This is a genomic window from Microbispora sp. H10885, assembly GCF_014161415.1.
GTDB classification, from domain to species: Bacteria; Actinomycetota; Actinomycetes; order Streptosporangiales; family Streptosporangiaceae; genus Microbispora; species Microbispora triticiradicis.
This window is the reverse complement of record NZ_JABBWY010000011.1, coordinates 193,066-206,943: the sequence shown is the minus strand read 5'-3', so window position 1 is coordinate 206,943 and position 13,878 is coordinate 193,066. Positions and strand designations below refer to the sequence as shown.

General features: G+C 70.4%; 14 protein-coding genes. 7 read left to right on the top strand and 7 right to left on the bottom strand.

Going from position 1 to position 13,878, the window contains the following annotated elements:
• The first annotated feature begins 31 nt into the window (after positions 1 to 31).
• From HHX37_RS28060 to HHX37_RS28050, 3 genes are read left to right on the top strand one after another with little or no spacing between them, the layout of a single operon-like run.
• Positions 32 to 1,696 carry a fatty acid CoA ligase family protein gene (locus HHX37_RS28060; protein ID WP_220503217.1) on the top strand — a complete coding sequence of 555 codons (1,665 nt, stop codon included), beginning with the start codon at positions 32 to 34 and terminating at the stop codon, positions 1,694 to 1,696.
• Positions 1,693 to 2,682, top strand: a complete 990-nt coding sequence (locus tag HHX37_RS28055) for an NAD-dependent epimerase/dehydratase family protein (protein WP_182887382.1) — start codon at positions 1,693 to 1,695, stop codon at positions 2,680 to 2,682. Before HHX37_RS28060 ends, HHX37_RS28055 begins: the two co-directional genes overlap by 4 nt.
• Positions 2,679 to 3,593, top strand: coding sequence for an alpha/beta fold hydrolase (locus tag HHX37_RS28050; protein WP_182887381.1), 915 nt, complete (start codon positions 2,679 to 2,681; stop codon positions 3,591 to 3,593). The genes HHX37_RS28055 and HHX37_RS28050 overlap by 4 nt, the downstream gene beginning before the upstream one ends.
• Positions 3,594 to 3,655: 62 nt before the next feature.
• Here HHX37_RS28050 and HHX37_RS28045 read toward each other — a convergent pair whose 3' ends face one another.
• Positions 3,656 to 4,207: a TetR/AcrR family transcriptional regulator gene (locus HHX37_RS28045; RefSeq protein ID WP_111699155.1), complete on the bottom strand. Its 552-nt coding sequence runs from the start codon at positions 4,205 to 4,207 to the stop codon at positions 3,656 to 3,658.
• A gap of 336 nt (positions 4,208 to 4,543) precedes the next feature.
• Here HHX37_RS28045 and HHX37_RS28040 point away from each other — a divergent pair, with 336 nt between their 5' ends.
• A complete protein-coding gene (locus HHX37_RS28040) occupies positions 4,544 to 4,909 on the top strand; it encodes a DUF1330 domain-containing protein (protein ID WP_111699153.1) in 366 nt (121 codons plus the stop codon).
• A gap of 124 nt (positions 4,910 to 5,033) precedes the next feature.
• Positions 5,034 to 5,912, top strand: coding sequence for an alpha/beta fold hydrolase (locus HHX37_RS28035; protein ID WP_182887380.1), 879 nt, complete (start codon positions 5,034 to 5,036; stop codon positions 5,910 to 5,912).
• A gap of 84 nt (positions 5,913 to 5,996) precedes the next feature.
• Here HHX37_RS28035 and HHX37_RS28030 read toward each other — a convergent pair whose 3' ends face one another.
• Together HHX37_RS28030 and HHX37_RS28025 are read right to left on the bottom strand one after the other, a co-directional pair.
• On the bottom strand, positions 5,997 to 7,010 hold the full coding sequence (locus HHX37_RS28030; protein WP_182887469.1) for a PaaX family transcriptional regulator C-terminal domain-containing protein: 1,014 nt from the start codon (positions 7,008 to 7,010) through the stop codon (positions 5,997 to 5,999).
• Positions 7,011 to 7,083: 73 nt separating this feature from the next.
• Complete coding sequence (locus HHX37_RS28025) at positions 7,084 to 7,737, bottom strand: TetR/AcrR family transcriptional regulator (RefSeq protein ID WP_259406822.1); 654 nt, start codon at positions 7,735 to 7,737, stop codon at positions 7,084 to 7,086.
• A 158-nt stretch (positions 7,738 to 7,895) separates the two neighbouring features.
• On the opposite strand from HHX37_RS28025, the gene HHX37_RS28020 reads away from it, so the two are divergent.
• Complete coding sequence (locus HHX37_RS28020) at positions 7,896 to 8,645, top strand: SDR family NAD(P)-dependent oxidoreductase (RefSeq protein ID WP_182887379.1); 750 nt, start codon at positions 7,896 to 7,898, stop codon at positions 8,643 to 8,645.
• Positions 8,646 to 8,848: 203 nt separating this feature from the next.
• On the opposite strand, the gene HHX37_RS28015 is transcribed toward HHX37_RS28020, so the two are convergent.
• From HHX37_RS28015 to HHX37_RS28005, 3 genes are all read right to left on the bottom strand, one after another.
• Positions 8,849 to 10,234 carry an alpha/beta hydrolase gene (locus HHX37_RS28015; RefSeq protein WP_182887378.1) on the bottom strand — a complete coding sequence of 462 codons (1,386 nt, stop codon included), beginning with the start codon at positions 10,232 to 10,234 and terminating at the stop codon, positions 8,849 to 8,851.
• Between the two features lie 409 nt (positions 10,235 to 10,643).
• Positions 10,644 to 10,871: a hypothetical protein gene (locus HHX37_RS28010; protein WP_111699146.1), complete on the bottom strand. Its 228-nt coding sequence runs from the start codon at positions 10,869 to 10,871 to the stop codon at positions 10,644 to 10,646.
• Between the two features lie 87 nt (positions 10,872 to 10,958).
• The gene (locus HHX37_RS28005; RefSeq protein ID WP_182887377.1) at positions 10,959 to 11,897 is read right to left on the bottom strand and encodes an acyl-ACP desaturase; all 939 of its coding nucleotides are present in this window, start codon (positions 11,895 to 11,897) and stop codon (positions 10,959 to 10,961) included.
• 224 nt (positions 11,898 to 12,121) lie between these two features.
• Between HHX37_RS28005 and HHX37_RS28000 the strand changes: the two genes are divergently transcribed.
• Positions 12,122 to 12,490 carry a VOC family protein gene (locus tag HHX37_RS28000; RefSeq protein ID WP_182887376.1) on the top strand — a complete coding sequence of 123 codons (369 nt, stop codon included), beginning with the start codon at positions 12,122 to 12,124 and terminating at the stop codon, positions 12,488 to 12,490.
• Positions 12,491 to 12,680: 190 nt separating this feature from the next.
• On the opposite strand, the gene HHX37_RS27995 is transcribed toward HHX37_RS28000, so the two are convergent.
• Entirely contained in the window at positions 12,681 to 13,865 is a 1,185-nt protein-coding gene (locus tag HHX37_RS27995) for a hypothetical protein (protein ID WP_182887375.1), read from the bottom strand.
• Between the last annotated feature and the right edge of the window lie 13 nt (positions 13,866 to 13,878).

Genomic DNA, 13,878 nt, shown 5'->3' with positions numbered 1-13,878 from the left:
GCCGGAGCCACCGACATGCGGCGGTGATCCGGTGACGACCCGGGCGACCCGTTCGAGCGGCTCCGGCCCGGCCGAGCCGATCAGCGAGCTGATCGTCCGCGCCGAGCACTGGTTCCGCGAGCAGCCCGACGTGATCGCCTGCCAGGTCGGCGGCCGCAGCCCGGCGGCCACCACCTACGGGGAGCTGTCACGGTCGGTGGACCACGCCGTCGCGGTCCTCGCCGGGGCCGGAATCCGCCCCGGCATGCGTACCGGCCTGCTGGTCCCGCCGGGCCCCGAACTGGGCGCGCTGGCCGTCGCCCTGGTACGGCTCCGCGCGGTGCCGGTGCTGGTCGATCCCGGGCTGCCGCTCGGCGCGATCAAGCGCTGTCTGCGCCAGGCGGCGCCCGAGGCCTTCGTCGCGATCCCCGCCGTACACCTGGCCAGGAGGCTGCTGGGCTGGGCCCCTGACGTCCGCGTGTCCGTCACGGTCCCCTCGCGGCGGGCCCACGGCCCGGCATGGCCGTCCGGAGTGCCCGCACGCGACCTTCGGCCCGGCGAGCGCTCCGCCGGGCCCGACGACCTGGCGCTGATCGCGTACACCTCCGGTTCCACCGGCCCGCCCAAGGGCGTGCCGCTGCGGCACCGGCACCTGGCCGCGCAGCTCACCCTGCTTGGCGCGCTGGGCACGGTGGAACCGGGAACGCCGGTGATGTCGACGTTCGCGCCGTTCGCCCTGGGAGCGGCGGCGTTCGGGGCGACCGTGGTGATCCCGGACATGGACCCGCGGCATCCGGTGCGGGCCGACCCGGCCGCCCTAGTCGCGGACATCCGGCGCTATCGCGTGGCCGGGATGTTCGCCGCCCCCGCGCTGCTGGACCGGCTCGCACGGCACTGCGCCGCCCATGGCCTGGTGCTGGACACGCTCGGCGACGTGGTGTCCGCCGGGGCGCCGCTGCCGATGCCGGTGATGGACCGCCTGCGCGGCTGCCTGCGCGACGACGCGCGGGTGCTGTCGGTGTACGGCGCCACCGAGTGCATGCCGGTGGCCGCGATCGAGAGCCGCCTGCTCGCCGAGCACGCCGCGGCCACCGCCGCCGGGGCGGGCACCTGCCTGGGCCCTCCGCTCCCGGGCACCGAGGTACGCGTCATCGCCCTCAGCGACGACCCCGTCGAGCGGTGGAGTGCGGATCTGGTCGTGCCGCCCGGCGCCATCGGGGAGATCGCCGTGGCCGCCCCCACCGTCAGCGATCCCTACCTTGACGATCCGGAGGCGACCGCGCTGGCCCGGATCCGCGACGGGGACCGCGTCTGGCACCGCATGGGCGACGTCGGCCGGTTCGACGAGCAGGGAAGGCTCTGGTTCGCCGGACGCAAATCGGAACGGGTCCGTACCGCCGGCGGCGACCTGCACACCGACCAGGTCGAACCCGTCTTCGCCGCCGTGCCCGGGGTCCGCCGCACCGCGCTGGTCGGCGTCGGTCCCGTCGGCGCGCAGCGCCCGGTCCTGGTCGTGGAGCGCGAGCCGGGATCCCGGGACGACGCACGCGTGACGGCCGACGTCCTGGAGGTGGCGGCCCGCCTTCCGCACACCGCCGGGCTCCGCGACGTGCTGTTCCATCCCGGGTTTCCGGTCGACGCCCGGCACAACAGCAAGATCCGCCGGTCCGAGCTCGCCCGGTGGGCCGCGCGGCGCGTACGGCCGGTCGGGCCATGAGGGTCCTGGTGACCGGGGGCGGGGGCTTCCTGGGAGAGGCCGTCTGCCGGCGGCTGGCCGCCCGCGGTGACACCGTTCACGCCCTCCAGCGGCACCACAGCCCGGCGCTGGCGGCGCTCGGGGTCGTCCAGCACCTGGCCGACGTGCGCGACCGCGCGGCGGTGGCGGCCGCCGTCGCCCCGTGCGAGGCGGTCGTGCACTGCGCCGCGAAGGCCGGCGTGCACGGACGGGACCGGGACTACGAGGAGGTCAACGTGTCGGGCACGCGGAACGTGCTGGACGCCTGCGCGCGCCACGGCGCCCGCCTGGTCCACACGTCCTCGCCGAGCGTCGTCCACGACGGGCGGGACCTGGAGGGCGTGGACGAGTCCGTGCCGTACGCCCGCCGTTTTCCCGCCGCCTACCCGCGGACCAAGGCCGAAGCCGAGCGGCTCGTCCTCGCCGACGCCGCGGCCGGGCGGGTGACGGCGGTCGCGTTGCGCCCGCATCTCATCTGGGGGCCGGGAGATCCGCACTTCCTGCCCAGGCTGGTGGCGGGACGCCGTCTGCTGTGCCTGCTGGGCGAGGCCGACAAGACCGTCGACACCGTCTACGTCGACAACGCCGCCGACGCCCACCTGCTCGCTCTCGACCGGTTGCGTCCGGGCTCACCCCCGGCCGGCCGGGCCTACTTCATCGCCCAGGGCGAGCCGTGCGGTTTCGGGGAATGGCTCAACCTGCTGCTGCGTGCCGCTGGGCTGCCTCCGGTGACCCGCCGGGCGCCCGTCGGACCCGTCCTGCGGGCGGCCCGGCTGCTGGAGCGGGCTCGCCGGCTGCCGGGAACGCGGCGCCTGCCGCCGCTGCTGTTCCTGGTGGAGCAGGCATCGACGGCGCACTGGTTCGACATCTCCGCGGCGCGTCGCGATCTCGGCTACCGGCCCCGGGTGAGCATGGCGGACGGACTGGCCCGGCTCACCGCCCACCTTTCCAGGGAGAAGATCCGGTGACCGGATTCCCGGACTATCCGTTCGCCTCCCGGTGGTTCGCCCACCCGCGTCATGACGGCCTGCGCCAGCACTACCTGGACGAGGGGGCGGGGAAGCCGGTGCTGTTCCTGCACGGGAACCCTTCCTGGAGCTACCTGTGGCGGCGGCCGATCCTCGCGCTGCGTGCGGAGTTCCGCTGCGTCGCCCCCGACCACATCGGCATGGGCCTGTCGGACAAGCCGGACACCGGCCGTTACCCCTACGACCTGGCCGCCCGCGTGGACGACCTGGACGCGCTGACCGAACACCTCATCACCGCCGGCGGCGCCCCGGAACACGGGTGGACCCTCGTCCTGCACGACTGGGGCGGGCCGATCGGCATGGCCTGGGCCTGCCGCCACCCGGACCGGATCGCGCGCCTGGTCCTGCTGAACACCGCGGCCTTTCCGAACCCGCACGGCGAACGCGTACGTCCCCTGCTGCGCCTGCCGTACCGGGTGCTGCGTGACACCCGGCTGGGCACCCGCCTGTTCCTGCATCACAACCTGTTCGCCCGCGGCGCCACCTGGCGTCCGCTGGGAGTCCGGCGCCGGATGCCCGCTCCGGTGCGCTCGGCGTTCCTCGCCCCCTACGACCGGCCCGAGCACCGTGTGGCCATCCAGCGCTTCGTCCAGGACATCCCGCTGCGCCCCGGCGACCCTTCCTGGCCGCTCCTGCGGGCCACCGGCGCGTCGCTGGCGCAGTTCGCCGACCGGCCCACGCTGATCGCCTGGGGAATGGACGACCCGGTCTTCGACCGCGCCGTACTGGACGAATGGCGGCGGCGTTTCCCCGCCGCCCGGATTCGCCGGTATCACGGCGCGGGCCACTATCTGCTGGAAGACGCCCACGCCGACCTCGTCCCCGCCATCCGCTCATTCCTGCGTGGATGATCACCAGGAGGCCCGTCTCAACCACCCCCCTGAACGCCGTCCCATCGGTCACGATCGCCATGTCAGTCGGTCAGTCGAGCTGCTGCCTTTCTCGCTGCTCGCAGGATCTCTTCGGACAGAGGGGAGCCCGCCGTCGCTCGAGCGAGCAGGAGAGCGCCCACAAGGGTGGACAGGGCCGCCAGCCCGGTGTCCCCGGGAGCGATCCAGCCGGCCATGTCGCGAACTCCGGCGGCGTAGGTGTCGCGCCATTCAGGGTCTCGGGCGAAATCGCCGGCGAACCCGGCTGCCGGGCATCCGCTGCCGGGGTTGTCACGTGCTTCGGGTGCCAGGTAGGAGTCGATCAGCGACGACCACGCGGCATCGTGACCACCCTGGTCGTCGTCCAAGGCCGCCAGATACCGCAGCATGTCGGAGAAGGCTCTGGCTGTGGCCTCGTCGACGAGCGCCGCCTTGGAGGCGAATTGCTTGTAGAAGCCGCCCTGCGTCATGCCGACCGACTGCATGACGTCGGCGACGCTCACATCGCGCACCCCCTTCTCGCGGAAGAGTCGCGAGGCGGATTCCACCACACGCTTTCGATTTTCCCGTGCCTCAGCCTGTGATACTCGACTCATCTTCGATCCCTCGTCGCTTCGATTCACCAACGGGTCGGAAGCTGGATACCAGGCGTTCGGGCCGGCCTGCCGCGTGAGACGTAGATTATAGTCGCAATCTATACGCGCCGCCGCACCCCCAGAGCTCCGGGCGCGCACCCCCGGGAGCCTCCACCCGATCACTCACGAGGCGCCGTTGTGGGCAACGCCATGCCCAGACCCGCCGATCCGGCCATGGATCAACGAGAGCGACGTGAGATGCGTCACGAACCCGGCCGCACGGGACAGACCGAAAGATTATGCACGTAATCTAAGAGTCGCTGCAGCGATCCCCAGCCACTCGACGGAAGGCTCGACATGAGCACCTACCTGATCAACCACCTCCGCATCCCCGGGGACGTCCCGAACGAAGCGGGTCTGACCTACCTCGAAGAGGTCGAGGCCACCGTGAAGCCCTACGGCGGCAAGTGGCTCGCCAACGGGGAGGTGAGCGTCGTGGAGGGAGCGTGGCCAGGCCTGGTCGTCCTCATGGAGTTCCCCGACCGCGCCGCCGCCGACCGGTGGTACAACTCGGCGGAATACCAGAAGATCCTGCCCCTGCGTGTCAACAACGCCATCTCCGATCTCGTGCTGATCGACAGCCTTCCCGCGGACTACACCGTGCGGGGATTCGCCCAGCAGGTCCGAGCGGCCATTCAGTCGGCATCCGGCTCCCCCAGCTGAGCGGCGGACAGACGCGGCCTTCGGCGTACGGCCCTGATCCGCTCGCCGGGGTCAGGGCCCGGGGCCTGTTCTCCCCGTTCGAGCACACGAGCCGGTCGCCGGCCGATAGACAAGGGAATGACGAATGAGTTCCATCACCTCCCCCTCCCTCGCGCGGGGCAGGCATGAGATCAGCATCGAGGGTACGCGGCAGGTCTTCCATGTCGCGGGCACCGGCCCGGTGTGCCTGGTGCATTCGGGCGGTCCGGGCATCGCCTGGGAGTACCTGCGGACGCCGGCCCTGGAAGAGCACCTGACCATGGTGTACCTCGAGCCGATCGGCACAGGATCCTCCGGCCGCCTCGACGACCGCCGGGACTACCGGATCGACACCTACGCCCGGTTCGTCCATGGCGTGGTCGAGCATCTGGGCGTACCCGCCGTCTTCCTGCTCGGCCATTCGCACGGCGGGTTCGTCGTCCAGCGCTACGCGCTCGATCACCCGGGTCACGTCGCCGGAGCGATCCTCTACTCCACCTCGCCGGTCACGGGCGAGGAGTTCTGGGCCGACGCGATGGCGAACATCAGCGGATATCCGCAGCGACTCCCACACCGGCCCGCAGCCGGCGAGATCCCCGACGCGCTCCAGCGAGCGCTGGCCGCACAGGACGACGAGGCGTACACCACGTCCCTAAGGGAGATCCTTCCGGCGTACTTCGCCGACTACTGGGCGCACAAGCAGAAACTGGAGCCGATGCGCGCCGCGCTGAACGCCTGGATCGACCCGATGCGCGGCGAGGAACCCGTGCCGTTCGACGTGCGGGACGAACTCCGTTCGCTGGAGGTTCCCGTACTGATCATTTCCGGTGCGCACGACTTCTTCGGCGGCACTCGCTGGGCGCGCGTCGCCCATGAGAGCATCACCGGTTCCCGCCTGACGGTGCTCGAGAACAGCGGGCATATGGGCCATCTCGAGCAGCCTCAGGAGTTCGCCCGCGCCATCGTCGAGTTCGTTCGCGCCTGACCACCCGCCCTGGAAGCCGGAGACCCTTCCCCTCGTGCGACTGCCGGAACGGAGCTGTACACCGTTCCGCACCTCGTAGAAGCATCAGCCGTACGCGCTGTCGGGCCTTGCGCTCCGCGACGTTCGTGTCAACACCCGTTTCTTGCGACCGTCTCCGGCGGCCGGGACCGAAACGCCGTTCTCCGACGCCTGGAAGTGGGTGATCCAGGACGCGGCGTCCGGCCAGTACGGGGTCGCCACCTGGACGAGCCGCGCCTCGGCGAGCGAGCCGAGAGCGGAATGGATCTCCAGCATGAGGGCCCTGGCCGCCTGGCAGGGCCACGGTTTCGGCAGGAGGTGCTCAGGGAGGTTCGGGTCGATGTCCGGAAATTTCCGCCAGGAATCCATGACCGAGGTCCGGGCCACCAGCGCCCGGGCCGCGTCGACCTCCCCGTTGCGCACGGCCACCCGCAAATCCGAGTACCGCGCGATGAAAGCCTCATAAGCAGCGGCGAGACCGGCCAGATCGTAGGCGGCGGCCGGACCGTGCGGGCCGGCCTCCTCCTCGAACCGGGCGCGCGTCACCGACCACCGGCTACCTTCGACCCCGTCCAGAACGTCGTGGAGCGCTCGGGTCACCGGACCTGAATCGGATCCCGGCCGGATCCACACACTGTCGTACAGCCGCGCGAAACCCAGCGACCCCAAAGCCTTGCGCACCGCGTGCCGCGGGGCCTGGCCTTGGCCGGACTGGGGGACCGAGAAGGACACGGTCACCCATTCCCCGGTCCACTGCGGCGGGCGCGCGCCGAAGCTCAGGAAATGATCCATCCGGGACCGGTGCCTGGCGATCGCCGCAGGCGTGAGGTGATACACCGGCGGCCGCCCCGACCCCCGTACGGCGATCAGGCCACGCTTGGTCAGCCGGGACAACGCGGCCCGCGCGCTGGACTCGCTGATACCGAACTCCCCGAGTATCGCGACCACCGCCATCGACGGAAGATCGGCATCCGAGGAGTCGAGATACTCACCGAGCAGGGTCGTGAGCAGGTGCTGCGGAGTGGGGCCGGCCTGCGCCCGAGGGACTCCGACGTCATCCGGAGATACAACGACACTCACGCCCTCAGCTTGCCCCACCACAACGCCCTCGCCGAAGTGCCGGCGCCGAGTGACGGGGGATTCATCGATACCCTCACCCCGCCCCCTGCGGATTTCGTGGTACGGCTCGCAGTGCGATGTCCACGGTGGCGTGCAAGCCTGCCCGATCGGCGCCCGCCGCGGCGTGCACCGCGTTGCCCTCGCTGACGACCATGACATAGCGGGCGAGGGCCACCGGATCGGTCCCGGTCGGCAGATCACCCTCGTCGACCGCGCGGGCCAGACGCTCCGCCAGCGCCCGCTCCCCCGCGAGCCGGCCGGCGGCCAGGAACTGGGCGACGCTGCCGCCGTCGCTGCCGTCGGACAGACCGCCCTGGATGGACAGGCATCCCGGCGGGCGGTCGGTCCGGGTGAGGGCGTCGGCGTTGGCGCGCAGGAACCTGGCGATCACCTGGTAGGCCGTGGGCTCCGCGAGCGCTTCCCGCGCGTACGCCATGTCGGCCTCGGCGTAGCGCGCGACCGCCCGGCGGAACAGTTCCTCCTTGTTGCCGTAGGCCGCGTACAGGCTCGGCCGGTTGATGCCCATGGCCTCGGTGAGGTCGCTGAGCGAGGAGCCTTCGTAACCCCGGCGCCAGAACACCTCCACGGCGCGGTCGAGGGCCGCGTTCGCGTCGAAGCCTCGCGGACGGCCCCGCTCCCGGGTCTTCTCCGCCATCTTCTCGTCTCCCACCTCGGTGACGCCCCTCATCCTAACCGATCAGTACAGAAATATCTGGACACGTGCTAGGGTTCCCTATTGCGTACCGATCGATACAGAAATAGGAACGAACCCGGCTCACCCGGCCTGCCGCTTCCGCGGCGGCGCGGACTGGCCGCTCCGACGAAGTGCACGAAGGAGAAATCACCATGGGACAGCTCACCGGCAAGACCGCCCTCGTCACCGGCGCCACAGCGGGCATCGGCCTCGCCGCGGCCCGCCGCCTCGCCGCCGAGGGCGCCTACGTCTTCCTCTCCGGACGCCGGCAGGAGGCTCTCGACGCCGCCGTAGCCGAGATCGGCGAGAACGCCACCGGCGTTGCGGCCGAAGTGACCAGCCTGGCCGACCTCGACCGCGTCGCCGCGTCGATCCGGGACCGCGGCGCCGGGCTGGACATCGTGTTCGCCAACGCCGGCGGCGGCGAGTTCGCCGCGCTCGGCGACATCACCTGGCAGCACTACGCCGACACCTTAAACACCAACGTCGGCGGCACCCTGTTCACCGTGCAGGCGGTGCTGCCCCTGCTCAACCGCGGCGCCTCGATCGTGGTGACCAGCTCCAACATCGACGTGAAGGGCGCGGCGGCGTTCAGCGTCTACGCCGCGAGCAAGGCGGCACTGCGCTCCTTCACCCGCAGCTGGGCGAGCGAGCTCGTGGACCGCGGCATCCGGGTCAACAGCATCGCGCCGGGGCCGATCGAGACCCCCGGCCTCAGCGGCCTCGCCCCGGACGCCGCGGGCTCCCAGCAGTTGCTCGAGAACCTCGCCGCGGGCGTGCCGATGAACCGGCTGGGCCGCCCGGAGGAGGTCGCCGACGCGGTCGTCTTCCTCGCCTCCGACGCCAGCACCTACATGACCGGCTCCGAGATCTACGTGGACGGCGGCGCCAGCCAGGTCTGAGCACGGACGACTACCGAGGGAACCATGTGCGGTGCGCCCGAACCGCTCGCGGCGAACCCGTACGACGCCTTCGGCGACCAGGTACGCCGCGACGCGCCAGGCGACGACCGACCAGAGCGTCCTGGCCCGCCTCCACCGCGAACGGGTGGACGCGGACCGGGATCACCTGGTCTCCGCCGGGCCTGCCGTCGTCCGCGAGCCGATCACCGGCCGACGACGAGGCGGCCGGGCCGGTAGCGGACGAAGGCGGCCCCGCCGAGGTTCAGCGACAGAGCGGAGCGCTGCAGGACTGCGGGTTCGGCGACGTCGCCCCAGCGGCCGGTCGTGACCCGCCTGTCGATCGCCCGCACACCCGCGACGATCTCCGCGGTGGTGAAGGCGCAGTGGCCCTGGCGCGCGACGTACGCCTGCCGGAGCAGCCGGTCGTCACCGGCAGCCCGGACCCGTTCGGCGAACGCCGTCTCCTGCTGCACCGGAACGAGCTGGTCGGCGATGGTGTGCAGGTTGAGCAGCGGCACCGCGAGGCTCTGACCGGCGGTGGAGGACGCCTCCAGCCTGCGCCTCGCCCCCGGATCGGCGTGCAGGTGCGCGCCGCGGGTCAAAGTGGCCAGGTCGGCGCGCAGGTCGAGGCCGGCCTTGCGATACAGCGCCCGCACCTGGCCGGCGTGCTCGGAGTCGCGCAGCAGCGCCGCGTAGTCGATCCCGGCGTTCCAGGACGTGTTGCCCCCGGCGGACTGCTCGATGGACCAGCGGCCGTTCTCGATGAACCCGAGCACCCCTTGGGAGAGCCAGGCGAACTGCTGGGCCTCCTGCCCCTCGGGGTCGCCGGCCGCCGGCGGGTCGTGGTCGGGCGCCCAGTCGCTCTGGTTGAGGTAGGCGGCGGCGAGCGCGATCCTGGCCCGTCCCTGCGGGGTGGCCTGCGCGGCGATCACGGCGTCGGTCAGCCGCTGCGCCGTCGCCGCGGCGTCCGCGGCATCGGCGAAGCCGGTGAGCCGCACCTCCTGGCCGGGCATCAGCAGCGAGGCGATCGTGTACTCGGCGTCGTATTGGTAGTTGTCCAGGTCGACGCCTCCCGCGACGAGGCTGCACAGCCCGAGGGCCCCGTGGACGCGGCCGGCCCCGTCGCGGGCGATCTGGGCGTTGATCAGGCCGCCCATGGACAGCCCGACCGACAGGACGCGGGACGGCCGGCCGGCCGTACGGCCGAAGGCGTCCAGGGTGGCGAACTGGTCGCGTTCGGCGCTGTTCAGCGCCCACCACGAGCCCTGCGGATCGAAGGAGGAACCCGCGAGCGCGTAACCCTCCGAGAGAAGGGCCGTACGGGCCTCGTCGGAAGGCGCGTTCTGCGCGACGGCCGGACCATAGCCATGGCTGAACAGCAGGAGTGTGCTGTTCCAGTCCGCGGGCACGTCGGCGATCCAGGTGGCGCCGTCGGCGAGGGTGCCGGACAGGTGCGAGGGGGCGGCGGCCGCAGCGGTGGCGCCGGTCCGAATGTTCGTCGCGGCCCCGGCGGTTCCGGTCAGGGTCGCCGCGGCGAGGGCGAGAGAGCCGGCGACGGCGGCGGGAATGCGGAGGAGGCGTCGAGGCACGAAAGCGCTCCCATACCGGAAGAGGAGGGTGTCCTGTGAACGCGGAACCCCCCGAAGCTATGGCAGCTTTTTTACCGCCGTCAAGAGCATGCCGAACGTTGGTCACTCGTCAAGAGCAGACCGGGCGAGCGGCGATGCTGGGGTCTCCGGACGCCACCTGTGCCCGCGGCATACCGGCGTGACAGGACGAACCTCTCCTGGGTCGCATCGCCGAACGGGGCGGCCTCCGCGGTCATGCGGAGGTCCGTGGAGACTCACGTCCTCGGCTTCCCCACGACAACGTCCTCGCCGAACGACGGTTGGGCGGTGGACGTTGCCGTCGGGGTTGCCGTCTGCGACCTCGGATTCTTCGGCGAACCCGAATCCGCCGCTCCACACCCGGGGGCGTCTCCCCTGGGGTGCAGCGGTCTCAGAGTTTGTACAGCCGCTTGAACGGAGCGGTGATCCGCTCCTGCTGCGATCGGAAGTCGACGAACACGGCTACGCCGTCCTCTACACCGATGACCACACCCAGGCCGTACCGATCGTGGGTCACCTGGTCGTTCACGCTGAACCGCTCGAGAGGCGCGGCGGGGGGCGGGGGTTTGAAGGGACTTGTGGACAGGTGACGGCGATGCTCGCCGCTGGCTGGCTTCATCCTCTCCAGTATGTGCCGCCAGAGAGACCGCTCGCTACGTATTGCCCTGGTTGCCTGCGCCCTGTTTCAGGCTTCGGCCGCCCCGTTTCAGGCTTCGGCTCTCGCCCGCCGGGCCTCCCGTCGCTCCTCGAAGCGAGAAGCGGCCGCGTCGAGCTGAGCCAGGAAAGCCGACAGCTCCTCGCGAGCCTGCTCCCCTTCGGCGTCGAGCCCTTCGATGTCGAATGCCTTCCAGTGCCGCAGCACCGGGAGCAGGACCTCGTCAGAGTGCTGTCGCAGGTCGTAGATGCCCGCCATGGCGATCGTCACCGACTTACGGGGGAAACCCTCCATGCCCTGGCCCGGCATCTGGAACGACGTCACGACATCGGTGACGGCTCGCATGGTCTGCGAAGGGGCCAGCTCGAACGCGGCGGCGAGCAGGTTCCGGTAGAAGATCATGTGGAGGTTCTCGTCAGCGGCGACTCTCGAGAGCAGCCTCTCGCATAGCCCGTCCCCCGACACCCTCCCGGTGTTCCGGTGGGCGATACGGGTAGCCAGCTCCTGGAACGAGACGTATGCCAACTGCCGGAGCATGCCGTCGTACTCGGTGGCGAAGCCGTTCTGCATGTGGCTCATCCTGACCCGCTCCAGAGCGACCGGATCGACGGCCCGGGTGACGGTGAGGTAGTCACGAATGGCGATCCCGTGCCGCCCCTCCTCCGCCGTCCACCGGTGCACCCACGTGCCCCAGGCGCCGTCCCTGCCGAAGGTGGTGGCGATCTCGTGGTGGTAGCTCGGAAGGTTGTCCTCGGTCAGAAGGTTGACGACGAGCGAGACACGGGCGGCCTCGGAGATCGAGGAGTCCTCCGGCGACCAGGCTTCGCCCTCCAGGACACCATCGAACGTCCGGCCCTCACTCCATGGGATGTACTCGTGCGGGAACCACTCCTTGGCCACCGCGAGATGCCGATCCAGCTCCCGCCCCACCACGGGTTCGAGCTCCAGGAGAAGCTCCGTCTGTGTAAGCGGACGAGACGTGATCGACATGGACAACCCCCGGACGTAGAGAACTCCGACCAAGTGATCTAGCCGGCGTAAGTACGCTATCCAGGGCGGCGCGTCCCCGCGTCGGATCTCTGAGCTCGACTTCTCAGTCTTGACGATGTGGTGAATGAGGAGTTCCGCTGACGCTGCCGCGGAGGACGCGGCACTCCATCATGCTGCTGTCCCGGTGCCCCGCTGCTGTCGGTGCCGTCTGGCAGACTGCCGCCATGCTTGATCACTTTTCGATTCAGTGCGGAGACCTCGTCAAGAGCGCGGCCTTCTACGACGCCGTTCTGGCGCCGCTCGGCGGCAGACGGATCATGGAGTTCGGTCCGGTCATCGGATACGGCGTCGACCGCCCCACGTTCTGGATCGGCCGGCAGTCGACCGGCGACGGTTTCCGCGAGTCGCACATCGCTTTCACGGCAAACGACCGCCAGTTGGTCGACGCCTTCTTCGCCGCGGCCGTCGGCGCCGGCGCGGAGGTCCTGCACGAGCCGCGAGTCTGGCCGGAGTACCACCCGGACTACTACGGCGCCTTCGTACGCGATCCCGACGGCAACAACGTCGAGGCGGTCTGCCACCAGTCGCGCTGAACCCACCACTTCGTCCGCGCTCCGGAGCACGCAGGCGCGGGACAGCCACCCGGTAACCAGGCCGGCGCGGTGGGAGATCACGAGCGTGTCCGTGTCCGGGTTCTCGTGCGTCGGCACGTCCGGCACCGGATGGCGGCAGATCGACGCCGGGAAGCCGAGATGGCCCTCATCACGGCGACCCGGTGCCAGGTCATTTCAGGGGCCGTCCGAGATCGACCCCAATGGTCCGCATCTGGGTGAGGAGTCCCTGCCCCGGCTGCTCCATCCCCCGCTGCCCGATCAGCCGGTGGTTCTGGTACTGCTCCCAGTCCAGGAACTCACCCTGATAGGCCACCACCATCGTGTCCGGTTGCGGGAGTCGTTTCTCGACCCCGGTGCCGCCGAGCTTCCAGATGATGCCGTGTTGCGGGTTGTCGGGATCGTCGTAGATGGTCGTGTAGTCGACGAAGGCCACGACGACGCAGAGGGGGAACACGTTCGCGGAGATCAGCCGGACGAGGTCGCGGCCGATCTCTCTGTAGGCGACGTTGCACCCGGTCAGGATCACGGCGGGGCAGTCGGCGAAGCCGCCTTGGTAACCCAGGCCCAGTGCTTGCGCCTGCTTGCGCAGACCGTCTGTGACAGCGTACGACCGTTCCCCCGGAGTCACGACCGAGGCGGAGAACGCCTTGTCCGTGTTGTCATACTTGGTGTTTGGATTGGTGCCGCCGCCCACCCACAGATAGCCCGACTTCCCGTGTCCCTGAATGACGAGCCGGTCGAGCGTCGTCCACGTCCGCTTCAGGTCCTCCATCACCCGGGCTATGTCGTAGATCGAGCCCACCGGATGGATCTCGGTCCAGCGGGAGCGGTACGGGCCTTTCCTGGTCTCTTTGGTCAAGCGGTCGACCGAGGCTCCCGCGCTCTTGTCGAAGACGATGAGCGTCCTGCGCTGTGGCACCTGTGCGCGCATCCGGGCAATGGCGGTGTTGATCGTCATGACCGTCTCCGGCACTTCGACGGGCTTTGCCTGTGGCTTCGCGCGCATCGTCGTCACCACCTCACGCAGCAGACTGAGCGGCATGATCATTCCGTACAGATCATGCAGGACCGACGCCTCCGCCTGCGCGATCGCGGCGTCTATCAGGGTCAAACGGTTGTCCAGCTGGGACTCCAACGCATCCCTGGTCGCCACCGACTGGGGGATGAGGGGGATGTCGAGCCACGACACCTGCACCGGGACCGCCGGTGGCGCCTGACGCGGGGCGGACGCCGTCAGCGCTCTCGTCGCGTTGCGGGTCGCGTCGGGACGGAGGACGCGGGCCTGCGGGGTGATCTTGCTTTCCTCTCCCAGCGCCTTCGTCCCCAGTGCTTCCTGCTCCTCGATCGGCATCATCGTGGCCGTGCCG

What these genes read in the sequence shown, in the direction of transcription:
- HHX37_RS28055 (WP_182887382.1), top strand. Translation starts at nt 1,693, where the DNA reads ATGAGGGTCCTGGTGACCGGGGGCGGGGGCTTCCTGGGAGAGGCCGTC.
- HHX37_RS28045 (WP_111699155.1), bottom strand. Translation starts at nt 4,207, where the DNA reads ATGAGTCGAGTATCACAGGCTGAGGCACGGGAAAATCGAAAGCGTGTG.
- HHX37_RS28040 (WP_111699153.1), top strand. Translation starts at nt 4,544, where the DNA reads ATGAGCACCTACCTGATCAACCACCTCCGCATCCCCGGGGACGTCCCG.
- HHX37_RS28035 (WP_182887380.1), top strand. Translation starts at nt 5,034, where the DNA reads ATGAGTTCCATCACCTCCCCCTCCCTCGCGCGGGGCAGGCATGAGATC.
- HHX37_RS28025 (WP_259406822.1), bottom strand. Translation starts at nt 7,737, where the DNA reads ATGAGGGGCGTCACCGAGGTGGGAGACGAGAAGATGGCGGAGAAGACC.
- HHX37_RS28020 (WP_182887379.1), top strand. Translation starts at nt 7,896, where the DNA reads ATGGGACAGCTCACCGGCAAGACCGCCCTCGTCACCGGCGCCACAGCG.
- HHX37_RS28010 (WP_111699146.1), bottom strand. Translation starts at nt 10,871, where the DNA reads ATGAAGCCAGCCAGCGGCGAGCATCGCCGTCACCTGTCCACAAGTCCC.
- HHX37_RS28005 (WP_182887377.1), bottom strand. Translation starts at nt 11,897, where the DNA reads ATGTCGATCACGTCTCGTCCGCTTACACAGACGGAGCTTCTCCTGGAG.
- HHX37_RS28000 (WP_182887376.1), top strand. Translation starts at nt 12,122, where the DNA reads ATGCTTGATCACTTTTCGATTCAGTGCGGAGACCTCGTCAAGAGCGCG.
- HHX37_RS27995 (WP_182887375.1), bottom strand. Translation starts at nt 13,865, where the DNA reads ATGATGCCGATCGAGGAGCAGGAAGCACTGGGGACGAAGGCGCTGGGA.